This is a genomic window from Capnocytophaga felis (genome assembly GCF_009684755.1).
Classification (GTDB): Bacteria; Bacteroidota; Bacteroidia; order Flavobacteriales; family Flavobacteriaceae; genus Capnocytophaga; species Capnocytophaga felis.
In genome coordinates, this window is sequence record NZ_BLBC01000003.1 from 103,450 (window position 1) to 127,409 (window position 23,960).

Sequence of the window (23,960 nt, forward strand, 5' to 3'; positions counted from 1 at the left end):
GATTGAATTTATCAAAGGCAGAATCAGGAGTTTGTATTACGTGTTAGTAGGAGTTTGGTATTTAATCCGTAAGGAACCGCCAATTCTTGTGCATACCTGCGTTACCTTACTTCTCTTTTTCTTGGGATTTTATTTTGATATTTCAAGCACTGAATGGATGATTCAGATTTTGGTTTGTGGTATTGTTTTAACTGTTGAAAGCCTTAACACTGCCATTGAAAAAATTTGTGATTTTATTCATCCTGAACATCATAAAACGATAGGAACCATTAAAGACATTTCGGCAGGAGCTGTGGGCTTTGCCGTAGGTGCGGCAACTATTGTTTTGGGAGTAATTTACTATCCTTATTTCTTTTAAAAAGAAGCTATGAAAAAAATAATCGGAACATTAGGATTAAAACTATTGAGATGGAAAGTAGTTTTGGAAGGAGATACTAACGACCTGAATCGTTGTGTATTGGTAGTAGCTCCGCACACTTGCAATTTTGAATACCTGCTGGGGAATTTGGTTTATTGGAAATTTCAAAAGCCATTAAAAGTCATCATTAAAGACGCTCACACAAAGGCGTGGTATGGGTTCATCGTTAAATGGTTAGGCGGAATAGGCATCAATCGCTCACAAAGAAATAATTTGGTAAACTTTGTAACCGATTTATTCAAGAAAGATGATTTTAGCTTGGTAATAACTCCCGAAGGGACGCGCTCGTGGGTGGCAAAATGGAAGCTGGGCTTTTATCATATCGCTCTGAATGCTAAAGTTCCGTTGGTGTTAGCTACCGCCGATTTTAAAACCAAAAAAATATATATAGGAAAGAAAATCAGTGTGCAAGATTTGGAAACACGTTCCTTTGAAAGTATTATGGACGAATTGGAAACATACTACAAAGGCATCACTCCAAGGCATCCTGAAAAATGGAATCCCAAAATTTATTAGCCAATTAATTGCTTTTTTAAAAATTTATTGTACATTTGCCCCGATTTCAAAGAAATTTTTGTTTAACAAAATTAAAAACACGAAGTAAAATGCTAAATTTCAATCAAAATACCTCCGCTTATTTGCCATTCTCAGTGGCACGGCTTCGTGTTGTTGCATATTCTTAGAAAAATAGTATAAATGAAATATCCAAAACCCGAAGTCAGCAGATTTTCGGGTTTTATTTTGTTTATGACACTTCTCTTTTTTATCCGAATTGGGATAAATTATCCTTAGTAAACAAAATTCCCTGAACATCTTTTTAAAATCATTTGATAATCAAAAAGTAAGTAATGGGAAATTCATTTATGGAAAATTCTCGATTGAGAAGCCTACGAACACGAAAACGATTAGTGAGAAAGGCTTTCGAGAAATATGTTCGCCAGCAAAATAAATTATGGAGAAAACTTTGGAATCAAAAGCGAAACATTCCTTTGGTACCTCTGCCTGAACCTTATCAAAAGGGTTTTGTTCGTTTTTTTGTGCTTCGGGACGATATTGCTCGGAGTAAAAGTGCCGATTTTTTCAACCAAATTTTAGATAAAATCAATACGTATCAATATTCCGACAATCGTAAATTCTTGAAAAAGAAACGAAAACGAGGCAAAAAAATACAAGTTCCACGCGAACAAAAGTTGCGTAAAATCATCGAATGGCAATTCCCAAAATATAAAAAGTTGGAATTCAACTATAAGGAGCAAATGTATTTTGTGAAAACTGAAGAATACAATCCACATCGAAAAGTTTTTGAAACTTATTATGAATTTTGCGACCCTTGGCGATTTGTGTTGCGTGTAAAACCTTATATGATAACGCATTATCGTCCATTGGACTTGGATTTGGAGCGAGAACTTGCACAATTGGATAAACTTCTGGACAATCATAAAGTTCGTGGAATTATACAAAAGAAAATAGTTGGCAGAAACTACGGCTGGAAAGATGTTGAGAAGAAAAAAGGCAAAGAAAAATACAAATACAACGACTTAAGAAACAATAATTTATCAAAAATGAGACTTTCCGCTACCGAAATAGCCTCTATTTTTGAAGAAACTTTTTAAAAGAAATTGAAAATGAAAAAGATATATAAAGAAAAATACACTCATCTTTGGGAAAACAGCACTTGGGTGATTTGCCCTGATTGTCAGCAAAATGCTATTATTCACTATACGGGGGATTTTTTTTCAAATCACTCCATTTTGAAGTGTAATCACTGTGGTTTGGTCAAAAAAAGTGGTGATTTATTGATTTTTAACCTCATTATTAAGCTCAATTGTCCGTTTTGTGGAAATTCTATTGAAATAAAACAAGCAAATGTGAAAGAAAAACAATCTTTAATCAATATCAAATGCCGAAAATGTGATAATTTACTCTCCGTAAAGCCTCGTTATCAACCCAATTATTCAACACTTTATGCAGACAAAGTAAACGGACTGATGTGCGATAATACTTTCGGTCTGCCCTATTTCTTTCAGGAAAATGTTCGCGGGAATTTGTTTTGGGCGAAGAATGATAAACATTTGTTGGAAATAGAAAATTACATCAGTTCGGATTTGCGTCCTCGAAAAGGAATGACAATGGTAGCAAAACTCCCAACTTTTATTAAAATCAAGAAAAACAAAGAAATTGTACTTAAAATCTTAGAAAAATGGAAAAAATCATACAAATAACTTCAGGAAAAGGACCTTTGGAATGCCAATGGGTAGTGGCAAAAGTGTTAAAAATATTTTTGCAAGAAGCCAAAGAAAAAAACATACAAACCGAAATCATTTATCGGGAGGAAGGCGACGAAAATTTAACTTTAAAATCTGCCACTCTTCTTTTAAAAGGAACTGATTTACAAGATTTTTTGAAGAATTGGCTCGGCTCGGTTTGTTGGGTGGGAAAATCAACTTTTAGAAAATTTCACAAACGGTCGAACTGGTTTATTGGCGTTTTTGAGCTTTCTGCGTCGGAAAAAATGGTGTTTCGTGAAAGCGATATTTCGTTTCAAATGGTGCGTTCGCAAGGTAGTGGCGGACAAAATGTAAACAAAGTAAACTCAGCGGTTCGGGCTACGCATCAACCTTCGGGAGTGAGCGTTTTTGTGCAAGACACGCGTTCGCAATTGGAAAACAAGAAGTTAGCCATCAGCCGAATTAAGGAAAAATTACAACTTTTTGAATTAGAGAAACTCAAGCAACAGGCTCAAAATCAGTGGAACAACCACCAACAAGTAGCAAGAGGTAACGCCATTCGCACTTTTCACGAAACGGATTTCAAACGAAATTTTGTGGATAAATCTTACAAAAAAGAACGAGCAAAAAATAAAAAAATCAATTTTGATGAATAATTGTCAGTTGTTAATTAATCATCAACCATTAATTATTAAAAATTATCATCTTGTAGATACTTTGTAGACGCTCATTTCTTGGTGGCGAAAGCGTTTGTCAGTAATTTTACAAAAAAATCATTAACCATTGATAATTAACAATTAACCATTATAAAAATGTGGAAAAACAATAGAAAAAATATAGGAAAACGAGGTTCGGAAGAAGGAATTATTATTTCTGATTTGGAACACAGCGATGGAGCCAGAATAACGATAGAAAAAGGCGGATTGACTGCCCCTTTTTCGGTAACGCTGGGTGTGTACGGAGAATTTATGCACACAGATTTTTTCTCAACACAATCACAAGCAGAAACTTATCAAACAAAAGTAATGCGTGAAATAGAAAAATTATTAGTGATATTATCCGAAGAAAACCCTGACAGAGGAGCGGAATATCAAGCGATTATCAAAAACATTACAGGATAGAAAATTTAAAAATGAAAAAAGAAATCCGTAAAATCCCTAATACATTGGAAGAATGTTTGACATTGTTAGATAAAATCTTGTCAAACAAAGATAAACTGTATTTAAAAACCTTAACTGAAGATAATTTTTTGATAGAAACTCACTTCAGCTTGGGTTCAGGCATTAGAAATCAATGGTTACGGAAAGAAAACTCTCCTTTATTAGCATATTTTTATGAAATGGAAATTTCTCATTTTGATGATATATCAAGTATTATTTTAATAAGTTATTACCGAAATATTATAGGAAAACCCATTGATTTACAGGGACAATTAGAATATTATAAAGCATACTGGGAAAAAGAAAAAAATGAAAAAACTAAGAAATAAAGATAATCATAACAAAATCAGTAAATTTATCAGTTTGGTACTGCGACACAGCCCCGAAATTATCGGAATAACATTGGACAAAAATGGCTGGACAAACACTGAAACCTTAATAAAAAAACTCTATCCGAAATTTGGTATTGATTTGAGCATTCTGAAAGAAATTGTCGCTTCTGATGAAAAGCAACGATACAGTTTCTCAGCCGATTTTACCAAAATCAGAGCCAATCAAGGACATTCGGTTTCGGTAGATTTGGAGTTACTTCCGCAGAAGCCTCCCGCCATTTTGTATCACGGTACAGCTCAGCGTTTTGTACAAAGTATTTATAAACAAGGGATTCAAAAGCAAAACAGGCAATATGTACATTTGAGCAAAGATTTGGAAACCGCTCAAAAAGTAGGTCGCCGACACGGAGAAGTTTTTGTTTTTCAGATAGATACTTGCAAAATGCTAAATGAAGGGTATGTGTTTTATCTTTCGGAAAATGGTGTTTGGCTTACTGATGAAGTTCCTGCAAGATTTTTGAATCCTTACAAAAAACTTGCAGAGTGAAAATAAATTAACAAAACAAACAATGGGAAATTTAAAATTAAAAGGAAAAGATATATTAAAGTTAGGATACCCTAATAATCAATCGGTTAATATAGCGTTAGAAGTGATAAAACGCAATTTTAACGATAAAAATCAAGCGTATGTAAAATCGCTCTTAAAAGAAATTTTGGCTACCCCAAAAGCCTTTGAAAAACATCTGACTTTTGGGCAAATCGCTGAAGCCTTGCTTTCTTCCAAAAAGACAGAAAAACGCCAACTCAATGCCCAAAGAGCTGATTTTAAAATATTTGGAAACAATATTTCGGAAGAAGCTAAAAATCAACTTTACACAGCTTTAAAATTGCCAATTTCAGTAAGTGGAGCGTTGATGCCCGATGCCCATAGTGGTTATGGCTTACCCATCGGAGGCGTTTTGGCAGTGGAAAACGCGGTAATTCCGTATGGTGTGGGATTGGATATTGGTTGCCGTATGTGTTTGAGTATCTTGGATATACCTATTTCGTATCTTGATGGTGCGAAGGATAAATACGAAAAAATGCTCGTGGAACACACCAAGTTCGGGATGTATGAAACGCATAAATCACATATTGAACACGAAATTTTCGACCGAGATACTTTTGACCTTATTCCAATCCTCAAAAGGTTGAAAGGCAAAGCTATCAAGCAAATGGGAACTTCGGGTGGAGGTAATCATTTTGTGGAATTTGGAGAGGTGGAAATTCTGGAGGAAGATTCACAAATCGGATTACCGAAAGGTAAATATTTGGGCATTTTATCGCACAGTGGTTCGCGAGGTTTCGGGGCGGAAATCGCTCAATATTACGTGCGAAAAGCAATAGAACAGTGCCCATTACCTAAAGAAGCTCAGCAATTTGCGTGGCTCGACCTCAGTACGCATCTCGGTTTGGAGTATTGGACAGCGATGAACCTTGCCGGAGATTATGCTTCGGCTTGTCATTACGATATTCATCGCCGACTGATAAAAGCCATCGGTGGGCGACTCAAAGCAAGGATTGAAAATCATCATAATTTTGCTTGGAAAGAAGTTCATAACGGCAAAGAAGTTATTGTGCATCGTAAGGGGGCGACTCCCGCAGGTGAGGGAGAACTCGGCATTATTCCCGCATCAATGACAGAAAAAGGTTTTATCGTTCGAGGAAGAGGAAATACGGATTCATTGTGTTCGGCATCGCACGGTGCGGGAAGACTTCACTCACGAGCTGCGTGCAAAACACTTTTCACGCAAAGTGACATCAAAAAAGAGCTGAAAAACAAGAAAGTAACACTCATCGGAGGCAATGCCGAAGAAGCTCCAATGGCATACAAAAACATCAATGAAGTGATGAATGCCCAGACCGATTTAGTGGATATTTTAGGTCGCTTTCAACCGAGAATTGTACGGATGGACAGGTAATTTTCTAACTAAAACACAAAAAGGACGAAGTATTTTTATCTTTCGTAAGGAAAAGCAACTGATGTAGGGACTTTGAACAAAATTTTGGACAAACTTCATACTAAAACCCCACTGTATGGTGACAGACTCATACTGGTTATTAGTCTATAAATTAGTTGTTTTAACAAATATGTCATTTTCTAAAAAACAACAAAAAATAACAGCAAGTGTATTGACAATAAGTAAAAGTGCTGAGATTTTTCTGTTAAAGAATTTAACAATTCTTAAACTACATAACATCAATCAACAGAAAAAACCGACTGCTTTTCAGTCGGTTTTGTGATTTGTTTTATCGTTTCGAGTGCTTTATGAAATATAGTGAGGCAAATCATATCAAGAAAAGTTTCTTTCCAAGCTCCCGATACATTTTTTCTTCTCTTGGTTATGGAAAACACTCAAGCTTACGGTGTTGCCAACCGGAACTTTTAATACGTACTCACTCTCTGAGCCATTCCGTCCTTATCGCCACTTACACGATGTGCTCCCATAGGCATTAGTATGGAGTTGGAGCTGTCGCCTTCTTTCCATATAAGCACGTATGAAGAGGTGAAATTCTTAATTCCCTCGGGAGTAACTTCTCCCGAAATCACTACGATATTAGCATTTTTTACTTCTCTCTCCTGCCCGTACACTCGTGCATAAAGCGTAAATTTATTACCGCTTCCGGTGATGTAAACGCCCGCACCACTGAGATTAGCATCAGATGCTTTGTAATCCAAAGTGGCGTGACCGTTTTTCTGAATTGAAATTCGGTAAGTGTAATCGTTCCATTGATGTCCTTTTTTGTAATTGTCGCCCGGATATGGTTGCATCAAAATGTGAGGCGAAGACAAATAGATACCCTCAATATTTGGCGGATTGTTTCCTTCGTGAATAGCCATTCCTCCTTCTTTAAGCCGTTCAAGGTCTTCAGGTTTTATTTCGGAAAGAATGCTTTTGATTTCCACTTCTATTTCCGGAGTGTTTACGGTTCCCACATTCAGCAAAGGAAGATAAAATTCTCCTTCTGTGATAGTTGCATCTCCTGAAGTAAACTCAAATGTTCCTTTTATGGTTTTGTCGGTAATGCTTTCAATGATAAGTTTTCCTTTGGAAGAATCGAACAATTCTTTATTGGTTCGATATGATGCTTTTACTATTTTGGCTTCGTTATCAATGGAATAAGTTCCTGCTTCTTTGGGAAAATCAAAATGCTTGATGTCTATTCCGTGAATGAGTTTTTCGCCCCATCTGCCATACAGAAACAAAACTGCTTTTCCGTCCGCCTCCCCGACAGCTGCGTGATGCAAGAGGGCTTGCGTTTTGGAGCCGTTAATTTTCGCTTTGAAATAGTACCCTTCCCCCGAATTGTTGTTGTCTTTCGTACAAGAAAACGCCGTTATAATTGTCGCCAGCACAATAAACAGCCTGAAGTGATGTAATTTTTTCATATCTTTTTATTTTTTTGTTCAGGCAAATGTACGCTTTTATAAACAAAAAAGCTATTCTTTTGGGTTTTATTTAAGATATAAAAAAATAAGCCCCAATGCTTCACATCAAGACTTATTGCTAATTTATGTTTTGTGTTTTATTATTCTGCGTACTGATAATCCTTAGTTTCGTTGGCTTTGGCTTCCTGAACGTTAAGGACTTCTCCAGTTATAGCATTGGTAACGAAAACTACAATTTTAACATTGCTTAGCTTTCCGGCACTCAGCAAACTATAATTTACCTGCAAATTTTCTTTGGTTACTTCTTCATCTTTATTTACTGAACCTAAATTGTTACCTTTTAAATCTCCATATACACAACGCAATACGTGATTATGAACAAAATCATTTACATAACGTCCCGAATCATTTTGCTGTGCTATTATATTATCCTCTGCGATAAACACGTGGTACTTCAAACCATCTATTTTTTGTGAAGATTTAAAAGTAACAGTAACAGTTCCGTTGTTCTCTTTCAAATCAGAAGCAATTTTTATCCCTATCGGAGAAGTTGGTTTTGCGTTTATATCCTCAATGATAGCAATATGCCCTCGGTATAAATGGGAAAGTTCCGTCTTTCTATTCAACATCAAATAAGGTAACCCTACCTCTTTCCCCTTAGAAAATTCTTTTCTGAAATAATTAAATAACGGATAACTTTGATTTATCTGCATTTTATCATTATAACCATATGTGGACAAATGAATCGCTACAGGTATAAATCTTTCTTTATATTTGTCAATGGATTGAACTCCTTGTATCATACGAGTAGCACCAGGACAAGCCGGACACCACGTTCCTGTAAAGTCTTCCACTAAAGCCTTGTAAACAAATAAACGTTTGTTTTCAGTTGTATTATTTCCTTGGTTTGAATTATTCTCCTCGTTCCCCTTTGGAGTTTCTTCTTTTGTTTCATTCCTTTTCTCTACCTCGTTTGAAGCATCATCTTTGCTACAAGAAATCACAAAAAAGGAAGTCAATACGATGGCTAAACTAAATAAAATTCTTTTTCTCATTGTTATTATAATATTTAAATGCGGGTGCAAAGGTAGTAAAAAATACAGAACGATTTTTATTTAAAACTAAAAAATAGAGCAAACGTATGAATTTACTTTTAGCAAAGATTTGCATTTGACCTACAAAAAAACGCTTTGATGTTTTTAAGCATCAAAGCGTTTTACTTATTTTATTATTGTATTTGGTGGTGTTATAAAAAGTATGATGGTGGTTCTGATTGTCAGGCTGAGCGTAGTCGAAGCCTTATCATTACAGGGCTTCGACTACGCTCAGCCTGACAAAAACACTTCTTTTTTTAAGGCATCATACTTTTTACATCACCTCCTTATATTTACCTCTTATTCTGCGTACTGATATTCCTTAGTTTCATTAGCTTTAGCTTCCTGAACGTTAAGGACTGCTTTAGTATTAGCATCGGTAACGAATACCACAATTCTCACATTATCCAGTTTTTTTGTAAGTAAGTCATACGACACGGGCAAATCCGTTTTTAATATTTCTTGCCCTTGAGTTACATTTCCTAAATCATTCCCTGAAACATTCCCATAGACTTCCCTCAGTATGCCCATATGTTGCTTATTTTGATACACTCTTCCCATATTTTGAGGTGCAATAAACTTATCTTCTACTATAAAAACATTAAACTTCAAATTATTTAGATTTTCTTTGAATTTGAAATTAACAGATACCTTTCCGTTGGTCTGACCAAGTGTAGAAGTTATTTTAATACCGATAGGCGAATGGGGTTTCTTTTTCAAAAGATGACCAAGATGTCCTTGAGCGGCTGAACTCCCATATTGCCACTGATTCCTATTCATTCTAAACCAAGGGATTAAACTTCCATCGAACTTAATAGAGTCGTGAAGCGTTCCAAAATGTTCTTCTAAATCCCATTGTTTGTTAATACCCATATGGTCTCTACTGTGTATGGCAACATCAACAAATCTATTTTTCAAAATATTTGAGGTTTTGAGTTTTTCGATAGTTTCAGCTACTCTCGGACAAACAGAACACCACGACCCCGTAAGATATTCCAAATATGCCTTATATACGAACATCTTACCGGTATTTTCTCCCTCTTCATCATTCGTTCCTGTATTATTTTCATTGGAATTAGTATCCTGATTTGAGTTGTTTTCAGTTGTATTGTTTTCTTGATTTGAATTATTCTCGTCAGAATTACCACCCTGATTAGGCGTTTCTTCCTCTTTGGAAATTTCTTCCTTTACAATTTCACTTCTTCTATCTGTTTCCTTTGAAGAATCATCTTCTTTACTACAAGAAGTTACTAAAAAAGAAGCCATTACAATGGCTAAACTTGATAAAAAACTTTTTCTCATTGTTACTATAATATTTAAATGCGGGTGCAAAGATAAAAATTAAAAGCAGATTTTAATGTATTTTCTCTATTTTTATATACCTTTGCGGGCTTTTTATTAGAAAAAATATAATAACAATGAAAATTTTAACTACACTCACAGTGGTACTTTTTAGTACTCTTGGCTTCGCACAAGCGTCGCTACCCAATGTTCAACTGAAAGATTTACAGGGAAAAACCGTAAACCTTTCCGAGTACAATTCTAGACAAAATCCCGTTATCGTGAGCTTTTGGGCTACGTGGTGTGCTCCGTGTATCAAAGAACTGAAAACATTCAGCAAACATTACAAACAGTGGCAAGATGAGTTCGGTGCAGAGCTCATCGCTGTTTCCACAGACGATGCCAAAACCAAAAATCGCGTAAAATCACAAGTGAAAGGAGCCGGATGGCAATATACCATACTTATGGACGATAACCACGAGCTGAAAAGAGCCTTAAACGTTGCCAACATTCCGTACACACTTATTTTGCACAAAGGCAAAGTGGTATTCGTGCATTCGGGTTACACGCCGGGTATCGAAACTGAAATTTATAAGAAATTACAATCTTTATCAAAATAATTATGCGTAAATATTTACTAACCTCCGGATTTTGTTTGGTTTCGGCAGTGGGTTTTTCGCAACTCCGCGTTGGTTTTGAATCAAATTCACAATACTACATCGATGACAATCAAATTAAATTAGATGAATTTGAAGCCGAAAATCGATTCCGTTCCAATAACTATCTGAAAATTGATTATCGTATCAAAAATTTTGAATTTGGGCTACAAGGCGAGTCGTACGCACCAAAAGCGTTGCTTCATTACAATCCGCAACTAAAAGATTATCATATCGGTACGGCTTTCGCTCGTTATAACAATCTTCAAAAAGGAATTGACATCACGGCAGGACATTTTTACGAGCAATTCGGGAGCGGATTGGCACTTCGTTTTTGGGAAGACCGTGCTTTGGGCATCAACAACGCCCTTTTCGGCGGACGTATCAAATGGAATCTATCGGATATTTTCCAACTAAAAGTTCTCGGCGGAAGGCAACGCATCGGTATGGGATTTGATTTTTCCAAAGGATTCATTGTGGGAAGTGATGCCGAATTGGATATAAGTCAATTACTTAAAAAAGAAGAATATACGCTTAAAGTTGGAGGTTCGTTCACGATTCGAAATGAAGATATTTCCAAAAAACAACCTTTGTCAGAGAAAAATACTTCCATTTTTGGCTTTAGAACCGATTACAGCGGAGAAAAATTCAATTTCAGCGGAGAATATTTATATAAAACCAAAGATATTCACTTCGAACAAGAAGAGTTTTTTCCTAAAATCAATCGTGCCGGTAATGCCCTGCTACTCAATATGGGATACAACAACGGCGACAATGTTGCTTTCAACCTAAACCTTCGTCGATTGGAAAATTTCAGATTTTTCTCACAACGAAATTTGGTGGACAATATTTACAATTACGGAATGATAAACTACATTCCCGCACTAACCAAACAGTATGAGCACAGCTTGCAAAACATATATGTATATCAGGCTCAACCGCAAATGGCTTACTATAGCTATCTTAAAAAGCAAGGAGAAATCGGCGGGCAGTTTGACCTCTTTTACGAAGCTCCATCCGGTTCATTTTTAGGCGGTTCAACCGGGGCAAGTTTTGCCATAAACGGCTCATATTGGGCAGGAATTAAAAACAATGTAAAAACCACCATTGTAACCGACAAATACGGTATCGAAAATGAAGAAGTAGCACTTAGCAGCCCTATTATCGGGTTCGGAGAGAAATATTATCACGACATTGCTATCGAATACCGAAAGCCTTTTTCGGATAATTTCACTACCATATTCTCTTACTTGAATCAATACTACAATAGCGAAGCCATTGTTTTTAAACCTTATCAAATAAAAGCTCATACTTTTTCTGCCGAAGGAACTTATTTTATGTCTGATACACAGTCCATTCGATTGGAAGTGCAACACCAATGGGCTAATGAAGATTTGAAAAATTGGATAGGCAATACTTTGGAATACATTCCCAATGCAAGATGGTCGTTCTTTGTAAGTGATTTGTACAATTACGGAAACGATGACAAAGACAAAAGAATTCATTATTACAACGTCGGGACGTCCTTCTCCTACAAAGCTACGCGAGTGGCTCTAAGCTACGGAAGACAACGTGGTGGCGTTTTGTGCGTAGGTGGAGTTTGCCGTATCGTACCAGAATCAGCGGGTCTTACCCTTAACATTACCACCAATTTTTAAGGTAGAAACATCGCAAAACAAAAAAGTGGAAGTTTTGAAACTTCCACTTTTTTTGCTCATACATTTTTTAGTATCCTAATATTTTCAGCATTTCTTCAACTTTTTGCTGTTCCATAAATAAATGTGTACTTATTTTTCCTTCTTCATCCTTATCAATTAAAATGATTTTTGGTTGTGGAATCAAACAGTGTTGTAGTCCGCCTACTCCACCAATAGTATCCTGATAAGCCCCCGTATTGAAAAACCCAATATATAAAGGCTTGTTTTTGTTATATTTAGGCAAGTAAATAGCGTTCATATTCTGTTCACTGTTGTAGTAATCGTCTCCGTCACAAGTAAGCCCGCCAAGTAATACACGCTCATATTCATCATACCAACGATTGATTGGAAGCAACACAAATCTTTTGTTAATAGCCCAAGAATCAGGCAATGTGGTAATGAAAGATGAATTAATCATATTCCACTTTTCACGGTCGTTTTGTTGCTTTTGGTACATAATTTCATAAATTGCTCCGCCCGCTTCTCCAACTGTAAAACTTCCAAATTCTGTAAAAATATTAGGTACAGGAACTTTTTCTTGCTCACAAGCGATTTTTATCTGACGGATAATCTCATCAACCATATAAGCATAATCGTATTCAAACGCCAAAGAACTCTTAATCGGGAATCCTCCTCCTATGTTTAGGCTATCAAGTTCAGGAGCTACTTTTTTGAGCTGAATATATACTTTCAAACATTTCAAAAGCTCGTTCCAATAGTAAGCATTGTCTTTTATTCCCGTGTTGATAAAAAAGTGTAACATCTTAAGTGTTACCTTTTTATTATCTTTGATTTCTCTGTTGTAAAACGGAACGATGTTTTTATAACCAATTCCCAAACGACTGGTATAAAACTCTGAACGCGGGTCTTCTTCTGAAGCAATGCGGATACCTATATTGTACTGTCCTTCAATCTTTTTATCAAAAAGGTTGATTTCCTCATAGTTATCAATAATCGGCATACATTTATCAAACCCGCGATTTACCAAATCGGCGATACCGTCAATATAGCCATTACGCTTGAATCCGTTGCAAATGATATAGTTATCTTTGGTAATTCGTCCTTCTTTTATTAAATTATTAATAATATCAATATCAAAGGCAGATGAAGTTTCCAAATGAATATCATTTTTCAAAGCCTCCACCATAACGTGCTTAAAATGAGAACTTTTAGTACAATAACAATAATTGTAAGTTCCTTTGTATCTGTGTTTTTTGATAGCTTTTTCAAACCAGCGTTTTGCTCGTTGAATATTTTCGGAAATCCTTGGAAGATACATAAATTTGAGTGGTGCCCCATACTGACGAACAAGCTCCATCAAATCAATGTCGTGAAAGCGAAGCTCATCTCCTTCTAATCTGAACTCTTCTTGCGGAAAATAATAAGTTTGGTCTATTAAGTCTATGTATTTGTTTTTCATTGTTTTAAATATAATTTGAAGAATAAAATAAACAATTGTTTTTCAATCATTTTTGCAAAGGAAATCAATCCTTTAAATCCTGAAAAACATTCAAATACGCAAAGGAGACAAACCTTTCATTCGGGCTTGATTTCGTTGTTTTTCAATCAAATCCGAACGAAAATAATTAAATGAGCAATCTATTTTAAAAACAGTATCAGATATGCTTATTTTTTCAAAAAATACAACGTTCATTTTAAGCTATTATTCAATTGATTGTCAATTTTCTACATAAAAATAGTGACATTACAGCACACGCGAGGCAAAATTAAATATTTTCTTCAAAAAATAAAATAAAACCCATATAAATTTTATTTTCACTAAGTTACTTGTTTTTCGAACTTGAGAGAGTATAACCCTTTGTCTTTCTACTTTTTTAAAACAAATCACACTTAAAAAAATTTTGCTTTTGCAATCATTTTTTTGTATCTTCGCATAAATCTTTAAAAAGATGAGAAAATTTCTATTCATATTCGTTTTTTTTATCTCCAATTTCGTTGTATCACAGAATGTTAAACCCGAAAAAGACTTAAAAGTAGGGCTTGTTCTCAGCGGTGGCGGTGCAAAGGGATTGGCTCACGTTGGCGTTCTGAAGGTTTTGGAAGAAGCAGGCGTACGCATTGACTACATCGGAGGGACAAGTATGGGAGCCATCGTGGGGGCAATGTACTCCGCTGGTTACTCGGCACGAGAATTGGATTCTATTTTTCAGCAATTGGACTTTAAAAAACTATTGCAAGACCAAACCTCCAGACGAGCGAAATCTCTGCACGAGAGATATTTACACGACAGATATGCTGTGGCTCTTCCGTTCAACAACTTCAAACTGGGCTTCCCTCGTTCCGTTTCAAAAGGGCAAAATTTATACAACGAATTTGTTAAATTATTGTATCCCGTGAGCGATATTTACGACTTTTCAAAGCTTCCCATTCCGTTTTTGTGTGTGGCAACGGATATCGAAACGGGCAAAGCAATGCATCTGGAAGGAGGTTTTCTGCCCAAAGCCATTATGGCAAGTGGTGCTTTTCCTTCATTGTTTGATTTGGTGGAAATTGACGGAAAATTTCTGACAGATGGCGGAATCGTAAATAATTATCCTATCGATGAAGTTAAAGCCAAAGGAATGGATATTATCATAGGAGTTGACGTCCAAAGTCCTTTATATACAAGGGAAGAACTCGCTTCCGTTTTCGGGATATTATCACAAATAAGCTCTTTCCCAATGGTAAACGATATGACCGAAAAAGCCGAGAAAACAGATATTTACATAAAACCTGACATACACGGATTCAATGTAGTTTCTTTTGACAAAGGAAATACCATCATCAAAAACGGAGAGATTGCCGGAAGACAGTTTTTAGAACGCCTAAAGAAAATCGCTTCTCTTCAAAAAAAGGAAAATTACACGAGAGAAAGAGTTGAAAAAATAGATTCTTTTTACTTAAAAAACATTCATTTTCACGGAAATAAGCACTATTCCCGAAGCTATTTAAGAGGAAAACTACACCTGAAAGAACTCGACAGAAAAATTTCTTTCAAAGAACTTGAAGAAGGAATTTCCAACTTAATGGCTACCCGAAATTTTCATTCTATCAATCATCAAATTCGGCATACGTACGAGGGCGAACACATTGATTTTGTGATAAAAGAAAATCCTGAACGCACTTTCTTGAAATTCGGATTACATTACGATAATTTATTCAAAACAGGCTTTCTGTTCAACTATACAAAGCATTACGCTCTGCAAACCGATGATTTTCTGTCGTTAGATATTGTTTTGGGAGATAATTTACGCTATCAGTTTGATTATTTTGTAGATAAGGGTTTTTATATCAGTTACGGAATTCGGTCAAAATTCAGTCAATTTGACAGAAAAATCAATCCCAGTTTAGTTGCTAATTACGATATTGAGGTTTCAAACATCAATAAATTGAACGTTGATGCAGCCGATTGGATTAACCAAGTTTATTTTCAGACACTTTTAGGCAACGGATTTGTTTTCGGATTAGGTTTGGAACATCGAAAAGTTAAAATCGAAACTGAAAACGTATTTTACTCAAAAACAAATTATAACAACTCCTCCTATCGAGAAAATTCACACTTCGGAAGCACGTACGCCTATCTGAAATATGACTCGTACAACAATGCTTTTTTCCCGACCAAAGGAATTTATTTCAACTCGGTTTTTAATTTGTATTTATTAGGAAGTGCGTACGAGAACTTCAATCAATTTTCAATGGGAAAAACAGAATTAGGTTTCGCAATTCCTTTATCTTCAAGGATTTCAACACGTTTGGATTTTAGCGGAGGATTCACTCTCGGAGGAACAAATGTGTATTCCTTGGATTTCTTTTTCGGAGGATACAACAAAAATGCTTTCAGTAATTACATTCCTTTTTACGGATATGACTTTTTAAGTTTTGGTGAAAAGAATTATTTAAAAGCTGATATTACGCTTGATATCAATCACTTCAAGCAACATCATATATTGCTTCACGCAAATTTTGCCAAGGTAGATAACAAACTCTTCGATAGCTTAAATTGGAAGTCCTACCCTGACTTTTCGGGCTATGGAATCGGTTACAGTGTTGATAGCGTCTTAGGGCCTATTGAACTGAAATGTACCTATTCTCCTGAAATTAAGAAAGCTATCTGGTTTTTCAACGTAGGTTATTGGTTTTAAAAATAATAGATGGAAAATATTTTATATTCTTTTTATTTTTCACTTTTCAATTTTAACTTTTAACTTTATATTTGCCTCTTCGTAAATAAACTTTGATTTTTATGGAATGTATCAGCGTTTTTGATATGTTAAAAATAGGTGTTGGACCCTCAAGTTCACACACATTAGGACCTTGGCGAGCTGCCGAAGCCTTTCTGAAAGAATTAAAATCGGAAAAACTACTCGATAGAACCCAAAAAGTACGTGTGGATTTGTACGGTTCTCTCTCCTTAACAGGAAAAGGACACGCAACGGATTTGGCGGTAATGTTCGGGCTTAGCGGTGCTGACCCTGAGTATGTTCCCATTGAAAGTTTAGATGTAATCATCACAGCCATAAATAAAAATCAAGAAATTTGTTTGGGTAACGAATTCATTATCAAATTCAACCCCGCGGAAGACATCGTTTTTAATCGAAATTTTTTGCCTTTTCATTCCAACGGAATTTCTTTTACTGCTTGGGGTGAAGGTTTTGAATATCAATCTACTTTCTATTCCATTGGCGGGGGATTTATTGTCAAAGAGGGAGAAGACGCTCCTATCACTGAGGACACGAAAAGATTTCCTTTCCCTATTGAAAAAGCCACTGAACTTTTAGATTACTGCCACAAAGAAGGCAAAAAAATCTCTGAAATCGTTTATCAGAATGAGAGGTCATTGCGTTCAGATGAAGAAATCCATAACGAATTGCTTCGCATTTGGAATACAATGCTTGAATGCACCTACATCGGTTGCCATACCGAAGGAATTCTTCCGGGAGGACTAAATGTACGCCGACGTGCTTACGATACTCACAAAAACCTGATTGGGGTAGTTACCTACGACAGCCCTAAAAGTTGGCTCACTTCCATCAAAAAAACCGAAATCAAATTTCGAGAAATTTTAAAATGGGTAAACTGCTTCTCTCTGGCTGTCAATGAAGTAAATGCTTCATTAGGGCGTGTGGTTACAGCTCCGACCAACGGAAGTGCAGGTGTAATTCCCGCCGTGCTTTTGTATTACTTAGTCATTGAGAATCACAATGCTACGGAGGAAGATGTAAAACAATTTTTGCTGGTTGCAGGCGAAATTGGCAGTCTGTTCAAAAAAGGAGCTACGATTTCCGCTGCAATGGGAGGATGCCAAGCCGAAATAGGCGTTTCTTCAGCAATGGCTGCCGCCGGCTTATGCGAGGTAATGGGAGGCTCACCCGAACAGGTTATGGTCGCTGCCGAAATTGCGATGGAACACCATTTAGGATTAACGTGTGACCCTATTGGAGGATTGGTGCAAGTGCCTTGTATTGAGAGAAATGCGATGGGAGCCATCAAAGCTATTAATGCTGCTGAACTGGCAATCGAAACCGACCCAAAAAATGCAAAAGTGCCTCTTGATAAGGTAATAAACACTATGTGGGAAACCGCCAAAGATATGAATTCCAAATATAAAGAAACCTCGGAAGGTGGTTTGGCTGTAGCTGTGAATATTGCGGATTGTTAATGTTATTTCTTTCTGATTTTTCAAAAAAATGTATATCAATTGTAACGGAGAACTGATTTCACTGGAAACTCCCAAAGTGATGGGAATTCTGAACGTAACACCTGATTCCTTTTTTCAGGGCAGTCGTGTTACTCAAATTGATGTTTTAAATCGGGTAGAAGAAATGCTTTCGCAAGGAGCTGATTTTATTGACATTGGCGGATATAGCTCTCGCCCCAACGCAAAAGAAGTATCACAGGAAGAAGAACTGAAAAGAGTAACTCCCATTGTGAAATCGGTGGTCAAACATTTTCCAAAAATAAAAATTTCTGTTGATACATTCCGAAGTGAAGTGGCTCGTCAGTCCCTACTTGAGGGAGCCTGTATTGTCAATGACATTTCTGGAGGAAACCTTGACAATCAAATATTTGAAGTTGTAGCAGAGTTTCAAGTACCTTATATAGCTATGCATATGATTGGGACGCCACAAACAATGCAGAGCCACACAAATTATACAAATATCATTACCGAAATGATTTATTATTTTTCTAAACTTAAAGCAAAATCTCAAAGTTTCGGTATTAATGATATTATCATTGACCCTGGTTTCGGATTTTCTAAAACATTAGACCAGAACTACGAAATATTACAGAAATTAAATCTGTTCAAAACATTGGATTGCCCTATTTTGGTTGGAGTTTCCCGTAAATCAATGCTTTACAATTTATTGAAAATCAATCAAGATGAAGCTCTTAATGCTACTTCGGTTGTAAACACTATTTCTCTGATGAAAGGTGCTAACATTCTCAGAGTGCACGATGTAAAAGAAGCCAAGCAGTGTGTCAAAATTTTTAATAAAATCGTTATCAAATGAAAAAAATTACACTTATCATATTTATATTGTTTCTAATTTCCTGCAACAAACGTGATGTTTGGCTCCCGCAAGTTCATCAATGCAATTTGATGACAGAAATCAACGATTATTCCGTAATTTATATTTTTTTTGATGAAACTACGCAAAAAGCTGACTTAAACAAAAACAATTTGATAACTTCAACTCATTGGGTTTTCAATATCGACAGACGTTTATCACTCACCGAAGCAGGAAAAAACATTGTTGAACTTCAAGAAAAAAAAGACGCCCCTAACATTCACAAAAATCCTGATTCCAGAAACTTTTTCTCGGTAGCTGATATGAACGACAAAAAATTGAAATTTCTTGAGTTTACCAAAACACATTTTTCACTTTCGAAAGATAAAAATAATACAGATAACATATTGAAAGAAAAAGATTTATCCGATTTTTCTGGCAATATTAAAAACAAAAAAATCAATATATCTGATACAATTTCAATAAGTGGAAATGTTTCCTTTCAAGATTTTATTGTATTTTTACAAAAAATTCAAGATGAAGGTATTTTTTTCAAAAATATAATTATCATTTAAAAATATAAATCCTTTGAAAATATTTGATATTTTAGATTTTACCGCAGTAGATGTAATTGATATTCTTTTAGTTACGTTATTACTTTACTACGTTTACAAATTAGCTCGTGGCACGGTTGCTATTAATATTTTTATGGGAATCGTGATTATTTATCTAATTTGGAAAATTACCGAAGCTTTGCAAATGCAATTGCTCAGCAGTATTTTGGGGCAATTCATCGGTGTGGGAGTTTTCGCTCTGATTGTGGTTTTTCAGGAAGAAATACGAAAATTTTTACTTACGATTGGTTCTACAAATATTGCCGCTCGAAACAAATTTTTTAAAGTTTTTCAGTCGTTAAAAGCTGCCAAAAGCACATCAAACCTCAATGTACAGAAGCTCATCAATGTCTGTAAAAAATTAAGTTCTTCACATACAGGAGCGTTAATTGTGTTGGAACGAAATATTCCTCTGGATTTTATAAAAAAAACAGGAGATGATGTTTATATTCAGGTTTCAGAACCTATTATTGAGAGTATTTTCTTCAAAAACAGCCCATTACACGACGGAGCCATCGTAATTAGCGGAAATTTCATCGTGGCAACTCGAGTAATTTTACCCGTTGCCGGAGAAAACCAACTTCCTAAGCACTACGGATTAAGACACAGAGCAGCTACTTCAATTTCAGAAAAAACCGATGCGAGTGCAATTGTCGTCTCCGAAGAAACAGGAAAAATTTCGTACATCAAAAATGGTAATTTCGTAACCTTCAAAAACGATGAGGAGCTCATCAAAATCATTGAAAAAGATTTGAACTAACCTTATATGAGAGAAGATTTTCTTCAATATCTTTGGAAATATGGAAAAATTCCGCAAAGTTGCACCTTAACCTCAGGAGAAAATTTATCCATTCTTTCAGTGGGAGAATGCAATCGCCTTTCAGGTCCTGACTTTTTCAATGCCCGACTACAAATCGGCGAGCAATTATGGGCAGGAAACGTTGAAATACACTTAAAATCATCATATTGGTATGCACATCGGCACGAACAGGATAAGACTTACAATAACGTAATTTTACACGTGGTTTGGGAGCACGATGTTGAAATTTTTAACAGTAACCATCAAACAATTCCTACCTTAGAGCTTAAAAATCAAATTGATATAGAAATTATAAATAAATATGAGAAACTTTTTCTGTCGAAGAATAACTTCATCAGTTGTGAAAAATACTATTCAAAAGCTGACAAAATGGTTTCTGATTCGTGGAATGAACTTTTGTTTTCGGAACGGCTAAAACACAAATCCGACTACGTAACGAAACTCTTGCTACAAACACACTCCGACTGGGAAAAAGTGCTGTTTTTGATGCTTTTAAAGAATTTTGGAGGAACTGTAAATGGCGATATTTTTCTTGAAATGGGAAAAGCCATTGACTTTTCTATTATTCGTAAAGAAAAAAACATTCCTCTTAATTTGGAAGCTCTCTTTTTTGGTCAATCAAACTTATTATCAGATAAATACGAAGATTTCTATTTTAAAAATTTATCCAAAGAATATGAATATCTAAAAAGTAAATACAATTTAAAATCCTCCGTAACAAGCGTATATTTTTCCAAGCTAAGACCGCAGAGTTTTCCTACTATCAGGCTATCGCAATTGGCTCAACTGTACGAAAAAACGGAAAGTTTATTCTCAAAAATTATTGAAATTCAGGAAATAAATGATTTAAAGAAGATTTTTTCCGTAAGTACTTCTGAATTTTGGGAGACTCACTATACCTTCGGAAAAACGTCCCCAAAAGCAAAGAAAAAAATAACTTCTTCACTTGTTGAGCTTATCTGGATAAACACCATAGTTCCTATAAAATACCTGTACTTCAAATCAATAGGCAAAGATATTTCTAAATCATTAATGATGAGCCTACAAAATATCGCACCGGAAAAAAATACTATCATAGAAAAATTCTGCACATTGGGAAAACATTCAGAATCAGCTTTTGACACTCAAATCATATTACAACAATACAAAAATTACTGTCTACCAAAACGTTGCCTTGATTGTGCTATCGGAATTTTTCTTTTGAAAGACGAACCAATCGTATGATTCTTTTGTAAATAAGTTACTAATAAATTATTTTCACAAAATCTATTGATTTCTTCCTGTACATAACGAAAATTGTTGTACCTTCGCCTAAAATTTATATGACAAGTTTCAGCATTATGAAAAAATTATTTATTGTAACACTCGCTACACTGAGTTTTGTTGCCTGCGAAAAGAAGAACGAATATATTACTGTTTCGGGGCAAATCAAAAACCATAATGGTACTAATTTTCAATTAATTGGCAGAGATATTGAACGTGATTTGAAAATTAACCCTGATGGCAGCTTTTCCGATACATTGACAAAAGCAGGATACTACACGATTTCCGGTCAATCCGGACACTATGTTCCTGTTTATCTGCCACAAGGAGGAGAAATAAACATCGTTATCGACGACCAAAATCCTCTCGAAACCAAATTTTTAGGGAAAGACACCATCGCAAGCGTCTATTTACGGGAAAAAAGTAAACTAACAAAAGAGTTACAAAATACATTTAACGATTTATTTGAAAAAAATGTTTCGAATTTCAAATCTTCCCTGAATGAAATAAACAAAAAATATGGTGAGTTCTTAAAAAATTACAAAGGGCTTCCGGAAGATTTCATCACTTTGGAAGAAAGAGCAAACAAATTCATAGATTTACATTTAAAAGTTATTTATCCTCAATTTCATTATAGCCTCACCGGAACGGAAATTAAACTTCCAGCAGAATTTGAAGCTGAAATAGCAAAAATAGACTATGACAATGCCGATGATTTCAGTATGTTTGATGAATACAAGCGACTGATTGATGAAAATTTCTTTTCAAAATTTGATTTTACAAACCCCGACTGGAATTCTGTAATTGGTTATATTCGCAGTCTGAAATCCGAAAATATCAAAAGTCATTTATCTCAGTTTCTGGTTCAAGGTATGTCGGCTGGCAATTCTTTTGAGACAAACCAAATTTTATTTGATGCCATCAAGGAATTATCCAAAAATAAGGAATTAGTTACACTTGCCGAAACAGATTTCCTAAATTTCAAAAAGTTAAGACCGGAAGCTCCTTCTCCTTCTTTTAATTTTGAGAATTTTGCAGGAGGAAAAACCTCACTTGAAAGTCTGAAAGGAAAATTGGTGTACATTGATGTTTGGGCAACTTGGTGTGTTCCTTGTCTCAACGAATTTCCTGCTCTTCAAGCACTTGAAAAAGAATATCACGGAAAAGACATCGTTTTTGTAAGCATTTCAGTGGACAAGGACAAACAGAAATGGATTGATTATCAAAAAGCAAAAAAACTTGACGGAATTCAGTTACACGCTGATTTTGAAGCAGAGGTTACTTTCTCCAAAGCATATACAATCAAAACCATTCCTCGTTTCATATTGATTGACAAAAACGGAAACATCATCAATGCCGATGCTCCAAGACCTTCCGAACCTGAAATTAAAAAACTTATAGACGATAACTTATAAATTAAAAAGAGGGCTGTTGTAGCCCTCTTTTTATTTCATTCATTTAATTACTTATAACTTTTCCGTAATTTGTTTAGCAATTCGCAATGCTTCCGTGCCTTGTTCCAATGTAACTATGGGGACAGTGTCATTTTTTATGGCATCAGCAAACTCTTCCAACTCATCTAAAATCGCATTATTGGCACTTATTTCGGGATTTTCAAAATAAATTTGTTTCTTCTTTCCTTCTGCATTTTGCAAAATCATATCAAAATCACCAGGAACCTCAGGAGCATCTTTCATCCGAACAACTTCCACTTTTTTCTCTAAAAAATCAACAGAAATGTAGGCATCTTTCTGAAAAAATCGTGATTTTCGCATATTTTTCAATGAAATTCTGCTTGCTGTCAGATTTGCTACACAACCGTTTTCAAACTCAATTCGTGCATTGGCAATATCAGGCGACTGACTGATAACCAAAGCTCCACTTGCAGAAATATGTTTCACTTTTGATTTCACTACACTCAAAATCACATCAATATCGTGAATCATCAAATCCAACACTACAGGAACATCCGTACCTCGCGGATTAAATTCAGCCAAACGATGAGCCTCTATAAACATCGGGTTGGTAATTGTCTCTTTCACAGCAAGAAACGCAGGATTGAAACGTTCCACGTGTCCTACTTGCCCTTTTACGTTGTATTTCTTTGCCAAAGCAATAATTTTCTCAGCCTCCTCAACCGTATTGGCGATTGGTTTTTCTATAAATAAATGCTTCCCCTTTGTTATAATTTTTTCTGCACACTCAAAATGATTTAAAGTTGGAGTAACAACATCCACCACATCACAAGCTGAAATTAATTCTTCAATAGAATTAAAAAGTTGATAACCAAACTCTTGACTTACTTTTTGAGCATTTTCCAAATTGGGGTCATAAAAACCTACCAATTCGTATTTCTCCGATTGATTCAATAATCGTAAATGTATTTTTCCTAAGTGCCCCGCACCCAAAACCCCAGCTTTTAATTTCATTCTTTTTACTTTTTATAAGGACAAAGATA

23 protein-coding genes are annotated in these 23,960 nt (G+C 35.4%); 18 read left to right on the forward strand and 5 right to left on the reverse strand.

The window, feature by feature from the left end:
- Position 1: 1 nt before the first annotated feature.
- The 9 genes from GN105_RS00490 (at position 2) to GN105_RS00530 (ending at position 6,099) form a co-directional block, all read left to right on the forward strand.
- Positions 2-358, forward strand: a complete 357-nt coding sequence (locus GN105_RS00490; RefSeq protein WP_155283584.1) for a diacylglycerol kinase — start codon at positions 2-4, stop codon at positions 356-358.
- A gap of 9 nt (positions 359-367) precedes the next feature.
- The gene (locus GN105_RS00495) at positions 368-934 is read left to right on the forward strand and encodes a 1-acyl-sn-glycerol-3-phosphate acyltransferase (RefSeq protein ID WP_155283506.1); all 567 of its coding nucleotides are present in this window, start codon (positions 368-370) and stop codon (positions 932-934) included.
- Between the two features lie 332 nt (positions 935-1,266).
- A complete protein-coding gene (locus GN105_RS00500) occupies positions 1,267-2,031 on the forward strand; it encodes a hypothetical protein (RefSeq protein WP_155283507.1) in 765 nt (254 codons plus the stop codon).
- A gap of 12 nt (positions 2,032-2,043) precedes the next feature.
- On the forward strand, positions 2,044-2,640 hold the full coding sequence (locus GN105_RS00505; RefSeq protein ID WP_155283508.1) for a hypothetical protein: 597 nt from the start codon (positions 2,044-2,046) through the stop codon (positions 2,638-2,640).
- Positions 2,619-3,302 (forward strand): peptide chain release factor H, encoded by a 684-nt coding sequence (gene prfH / locus GN105_RS00510; RefSeq protein ID WP_155283509.1) that lies wholly within the window; start codon positions 2,619-2,621, stop codon positions 3,300-3,302. Before GN105_RS00505 ends, prfH begins: the two co-directional genes overlap by 22 nt.
- A gap of 156 nt (positions 3,303-3,458) precedes the next feature.
- On the forward strand, positions 3,459-3,767 hold the full coding sequence (locus tag GN105_RS00515; protein ID WP_155283510.1) for a hypothetical protein: 309 nt from the start codon (positions 3,459-3,461) through the stop codon (positions 3,765-3,767).
- An 11-nt stretch (positions 3,768-3,778) separates the two neighbouring features.
- Positions 3,779-4,135, forward strand: a complete 357-nt coding sequence (locus GN105_RS00520) for a DUF6794 domain-containing protein (protein ID WP_155283511.1) — start codon at positions 3,779-3,781, stop codon at positions 4,133-4,135.
- A complete protein-coding gene (locus GN105_RS00525) occupies positions 4,116-4,685 on the forward strand; it encodes an RNA 2'-phosphotransferase (protein ID WP_155283512.1) in 570 nt (189 codons plus the stop codon). Before GN105_RS00520 ends, GN105_RS00525 begins: the two co-directional genes overlap by 20 nt.
- 22 nt (positions 4,686-4,707) lie before the next feature.
- Positions 4,708-6,099, forward strand: a complete 1,392-nt coding sequence (locus GN105_RS00530; RefSeq protein WP_155283513.1) for an RtcB family protein — start codon at positions 4,708-4,710, stop codon at positions 6,097-6,099.
- A gap of 464 nt (positions 6,100-6,563) precedes the next feature.
- Here GN105_RS00530 and GN105_RS00535 read toward each other — a convergent pair whose 3' ends face one another.
- From GN105_RS00535 to GN105_RS00550, 3 genes are all read right to left on the reverse strand, one after another.
- A complete protein-coding gene (locus tag GN105_RS00535; protein ID WP_155283514.1) occupies positions 6,564-7,568 on the reverse strand; it encodes a hypothetical protein in 1,005 nt (334 codons plus the stop codon).
- A 140-nt stretch (positions 7,569-7,708) separates the two neighbouring features.
- On the reverse strand, positions 7,709-8,623 hold the full coding sequence (locus tag GN105_RS00540; RefSeq protein WP_155283515.1) for an Omp28-related outer membrane protein: 915 nt from the start codon (positions 8,621-8,623) through the stop codon (positions 7,709-7,711).
- 339 nt (positions 8,624-8,962) lie between these two features.
- Entirely contained in the window at positions 8,963-9,964 is a 1,002-nt protein-coding gene (locus GN105_RS00550) for an Omp28-related outer membrane protein (RefSeq protein ID WP_155283517.1), read from the reverse strand.
- Positions 9,965-10,080: 116 nt separating this feature from the next.
- Between GN105_RS00550 and GN105_RS00555 the strand changes: the two genes are divergently transcribed.
- Positions 10,081-10,563, forward strand: a complete 483-nt coding sequence (locus GN105_RS00555; RefSeq protein ID WP_155283518.1) for a TlpA family protein disulfide reductase — start codon at positions 10,081-10,083, stop codon at positions 10,561-10,563.
- A 2-nt stretch (positions 10,564-10,565) separates the two neighbouring features.
- Complete coding sequence (locus tag GN105_RS00560) at positions 10,566-12,257, forward strand: DUF6029 family protein (RefSeq protein ID WP_155283519.1); 1,692 nt, start codon at positions 10,566-10,568, stop codon at positions 12,255-12,257.
- Between the two features lie 67 nt (positions 12,258-12,324).
- Here GN105_RS00560 and GN105_RS00565 read toward each other — a convergent pair whose 3' ends face one another.
- Positions 12,325-13,716 carry a type III PLP-dependent enzyme domain-containing protein gene (locus tag GN105_RS00565; protein WP_155283520.1) on the reverse strand — a complete coding sequence of 464 codons (1,392 nt, stop codon included), beginning with the start codon at positions 13,714-13,716 and terminating at the stop codon, positions 12,325-12,327.
- 490 nt (positions 13,717-14,206) lie between these two features.
- Here GN105_RS00565 and GN105_RS00570 point away from each other — a divergent pair, with 490 nt between their 5' ends.
- From GN105_RS00570 to GN105_RS00600, 7 genes are all read left to right on the forward strand, one after another.
- On the forward strand, positions 14,207-16,438 hold the full coding sequence (locus GN105_RS00570) for a patatin-like phospholipase family protein (RefSeq protein ID WP_155283521.1): 2,232 nt from the start codon (positions 14,207-14,209) through the stop codon (positions 16,436-16,438).
- A gap of 101 nt (positions 16,439-16,539) precedes the next feature.
- On the forward strand, positions 16,540-17,955 hold the full coding sequence (locus GN105_RS00575; RefSeq protein WP_155283522.1) for an L-serine ammonia-lyase: 1,416 nt from the start codon (positions 16,540-16,542) through the stop codon (positions 17,953-17,955).
- Between the two features lie 28 nt (positions 17,956-17,983).
- Positions 17,984-18,808, forward strand: coding sequence for a dihydropteroate synthase (gene folP, locus GN105_RS00580; protein ID WP_155283523.1), 825 nt, complete (start codon positions 17,984-17,986; stop codon positions 18,806-18,808).
- Positions 18,805-19,380, forward strand: coding sequence for a hypothetical protein (locus GN105_RS00585; RefSeq protein WP_155283524.1), 576 nt, complete (start codon positions 18,805-18,807; stop codon positions 19,378-19,380). Before folP ends, GN105_RS00585 begins: the two co-directional genes overlap by 4 nt.
- A gap of 13 nt (positions 19,381-19,393) precedes the next feature.
- The gene (locus GN105_RS00590) at positions 19,394-20,179 is read left to right on the forward strand and encodes a diadenylate cyclase (protein ID WP_155283525.1); all 786 of its coding nucleotides are present in this window, start codon (positions 19,394-19,396) and stop codon (positions 20,177-20,179) included.
- 6 nt (positions 20,180-20,185) lie between these two features.
- Complete coding sequence (locus GN105_RS00595; protein ID WP_155283526.1) at positions 20,186-21,463, forward strand: DUF2851 family protein; 1,278 nt, start codon at positions 20,186-20,188, stop codon at positions 21,461-21,463.
- Between the two features lie 116 nt (positions 21,464-21,579).
- Positions 21,580-22,917, forward strand: a complete 1,338-nt coding sequence (locus tag GN105_RS00600; RefSeq protein ID WP_173014946.1) for a TlpA family protein disulfide reductase — start codon at positions 21,580-21,582, stop codon at positions 22,915-22,917.
- Positions 22,918-22,968: 51 nt separating this feature from the next.
- On the opposite strand, the gene GN105_RS00605 is transcribed toward GN105_RS00600, so the two are convergent.
- Positions 22,969-23,931: a Gfo/Idh/MocA family protein gene (locus GN105_RS00605; protein WP_155283528.1), complete on the reverse strand. Its 963-nt coding sequence runs from the start codon at positions 23,929-23,931 to the stop codon at positions 22,969-22,971.
- Between the last annotated feature and the right edge of the window lie 29 nt (positions 23,932-23,960).

Excerpts from the sequence above, each read along its gene's own strand:
- GN105_RS00495 (WP_155283506.1), top strand. The coding sequence starts at position 368 with ATGAAAAAAATAATCGGAACATTAGGATTAAAACTATTGAGATGGAAA.
- GN105_RS00500 (WP_155283507.1), top strand. The coding sequence starts at position 1,267 with ATGGGAAATTCATTTATGGAAAATTCTCGATTGAGAAGCCTACGAACA.
- GN105_RS00505 (WP_155283508.1), top strand. The coding sequence starts at position 2,044 with ATGAAAAAGATATATAAAGAAAAATACACTCATCTTTGGGAAAACAGC.
- prfH (WP_155283509.1), top strand. The coding sequence starts at position 2,619 with ATGGAAAAAATCATACAAATAACTTCAGGAAAAGGACCTTTGGAATGC.
- GN105_RS00515 (WP_155283510.1), top strand. The coding sequence starts at position 3,459 with ATGTGGAAAAACAATAGAAAAAATATAGGAAAACGAGGTTCGGAAGAA.
- GN105_RS00520 (WP_155283511.1), top strand. The coding sequence starts at position 3,779 with ATGAAAAAAGAAATCCGTAAAATCCCTAATACATTGGAAGAATGTTTG.
- GN105_RS00525 (WP_155283512.1), top strand. The coding sequence starts at position 4,116 with ATGAAAAAACTAAGAAATAAAGATAATCATAACAAAATCAGTAAATTT.
- GN105_RS00530 (WP_155283513.1), top strand. The coding sequence starts at position 4,708 with ATGGGAAATTTAAAATTAAAAGGAAAAGATATATTAAAGTTAGGATAC.
- GN105_RS00535 (WP_155283514.1), bottom strand. The coding sequence starts at position 7,568 with ATGAAAAAATTACATCACTTCAGGCTGTTTATTGTGCTGGCGACAATT.
- GN105_RS00540 (WP_155283515.1), bottom strand. The coding sequence starts at position 8,623 with ATGAGAAAAAGAATTTTATTTAGTTTAGCCATCGTATTGACTTCCTTT.
- GN105_RS00550 (WP_155283517.1), bottom strand. The coding sequence starts at position 9,964 with ATGAGAAAAAGTTTTTTATCAAGTTTAGCCATTGTAATGGCTTCTTTT.
- GN105_RS00555 (WP_155283518.1), top strand. The coding sequence starts at position 10,081 with ATGAAAATTTTAACTACACTCACAGTGGTACTTTTTAGTACTCTTGGC.
- GN105_RS00560 (WP_155283519.1), top strand. The coding sequence starts at position 10,566 with ATGCGTAAATATTTACTAACCTCCGGATTTTGTTTGGTTTCGGCAGTG.
- GN105_RS00565 (WP_155283520.1), bottom strand. The coding sequence starts at position 13,716 with ATGAAAAACAAATACATAGACTTAATAGACCAAACTTATTATTTTCCG.
- GN105_RS00570 (WP_155283521.1), top strand. The coding sequence starts at position 14,207 with ATGAGAAAATTTCTATTCATATTCGTTTTTTTTATCTCCAATTTCGTT.
- GN105_RS00575 (WP_155283522.1), top strand. The coding sequence starts at position 16,540 with ATGGAATGTATCAGCGTTTTTGATATGTTAAAAATAGGTGTTGGACCC.
- folP (WP_155283523.1), top strand. The coding sequence starts at position 17,984 with ATGTATATCAATTGTAACGGAGAACTGATTTCACTGGAAACTCCCAAA.
- GN105_RS00585 (WP_155283524.1), top strand. The coding sequence starts at position 18,805 with ATGAAAAAAATTACACTTATCATATTTATATTGTTTCTAATTTCCTGC.
- GN105_RS00595 (WP_155283526.1), top strand. The coding sequence starts at position 20,186 with ATGAGAGAAGATTTTCTTCAATATCTTTGGAAATATGGAAAAATTCCG.
- GN105_RS00600 (WP_173014946.1), top strand. The coding sequence starts at position 21,580 with ATGAAAAAATTATTTATTGTAACACTCGCTACACTGAGTTTTGTTGCC.
- GN105_RS00605 (WP_155283528.1), bottom strand. The coding sequence starts at position 23,931 with ATGAAATTAAAAGCTGGGGTTTTGGGTGCGGGGCACTTAGGAAAAATA.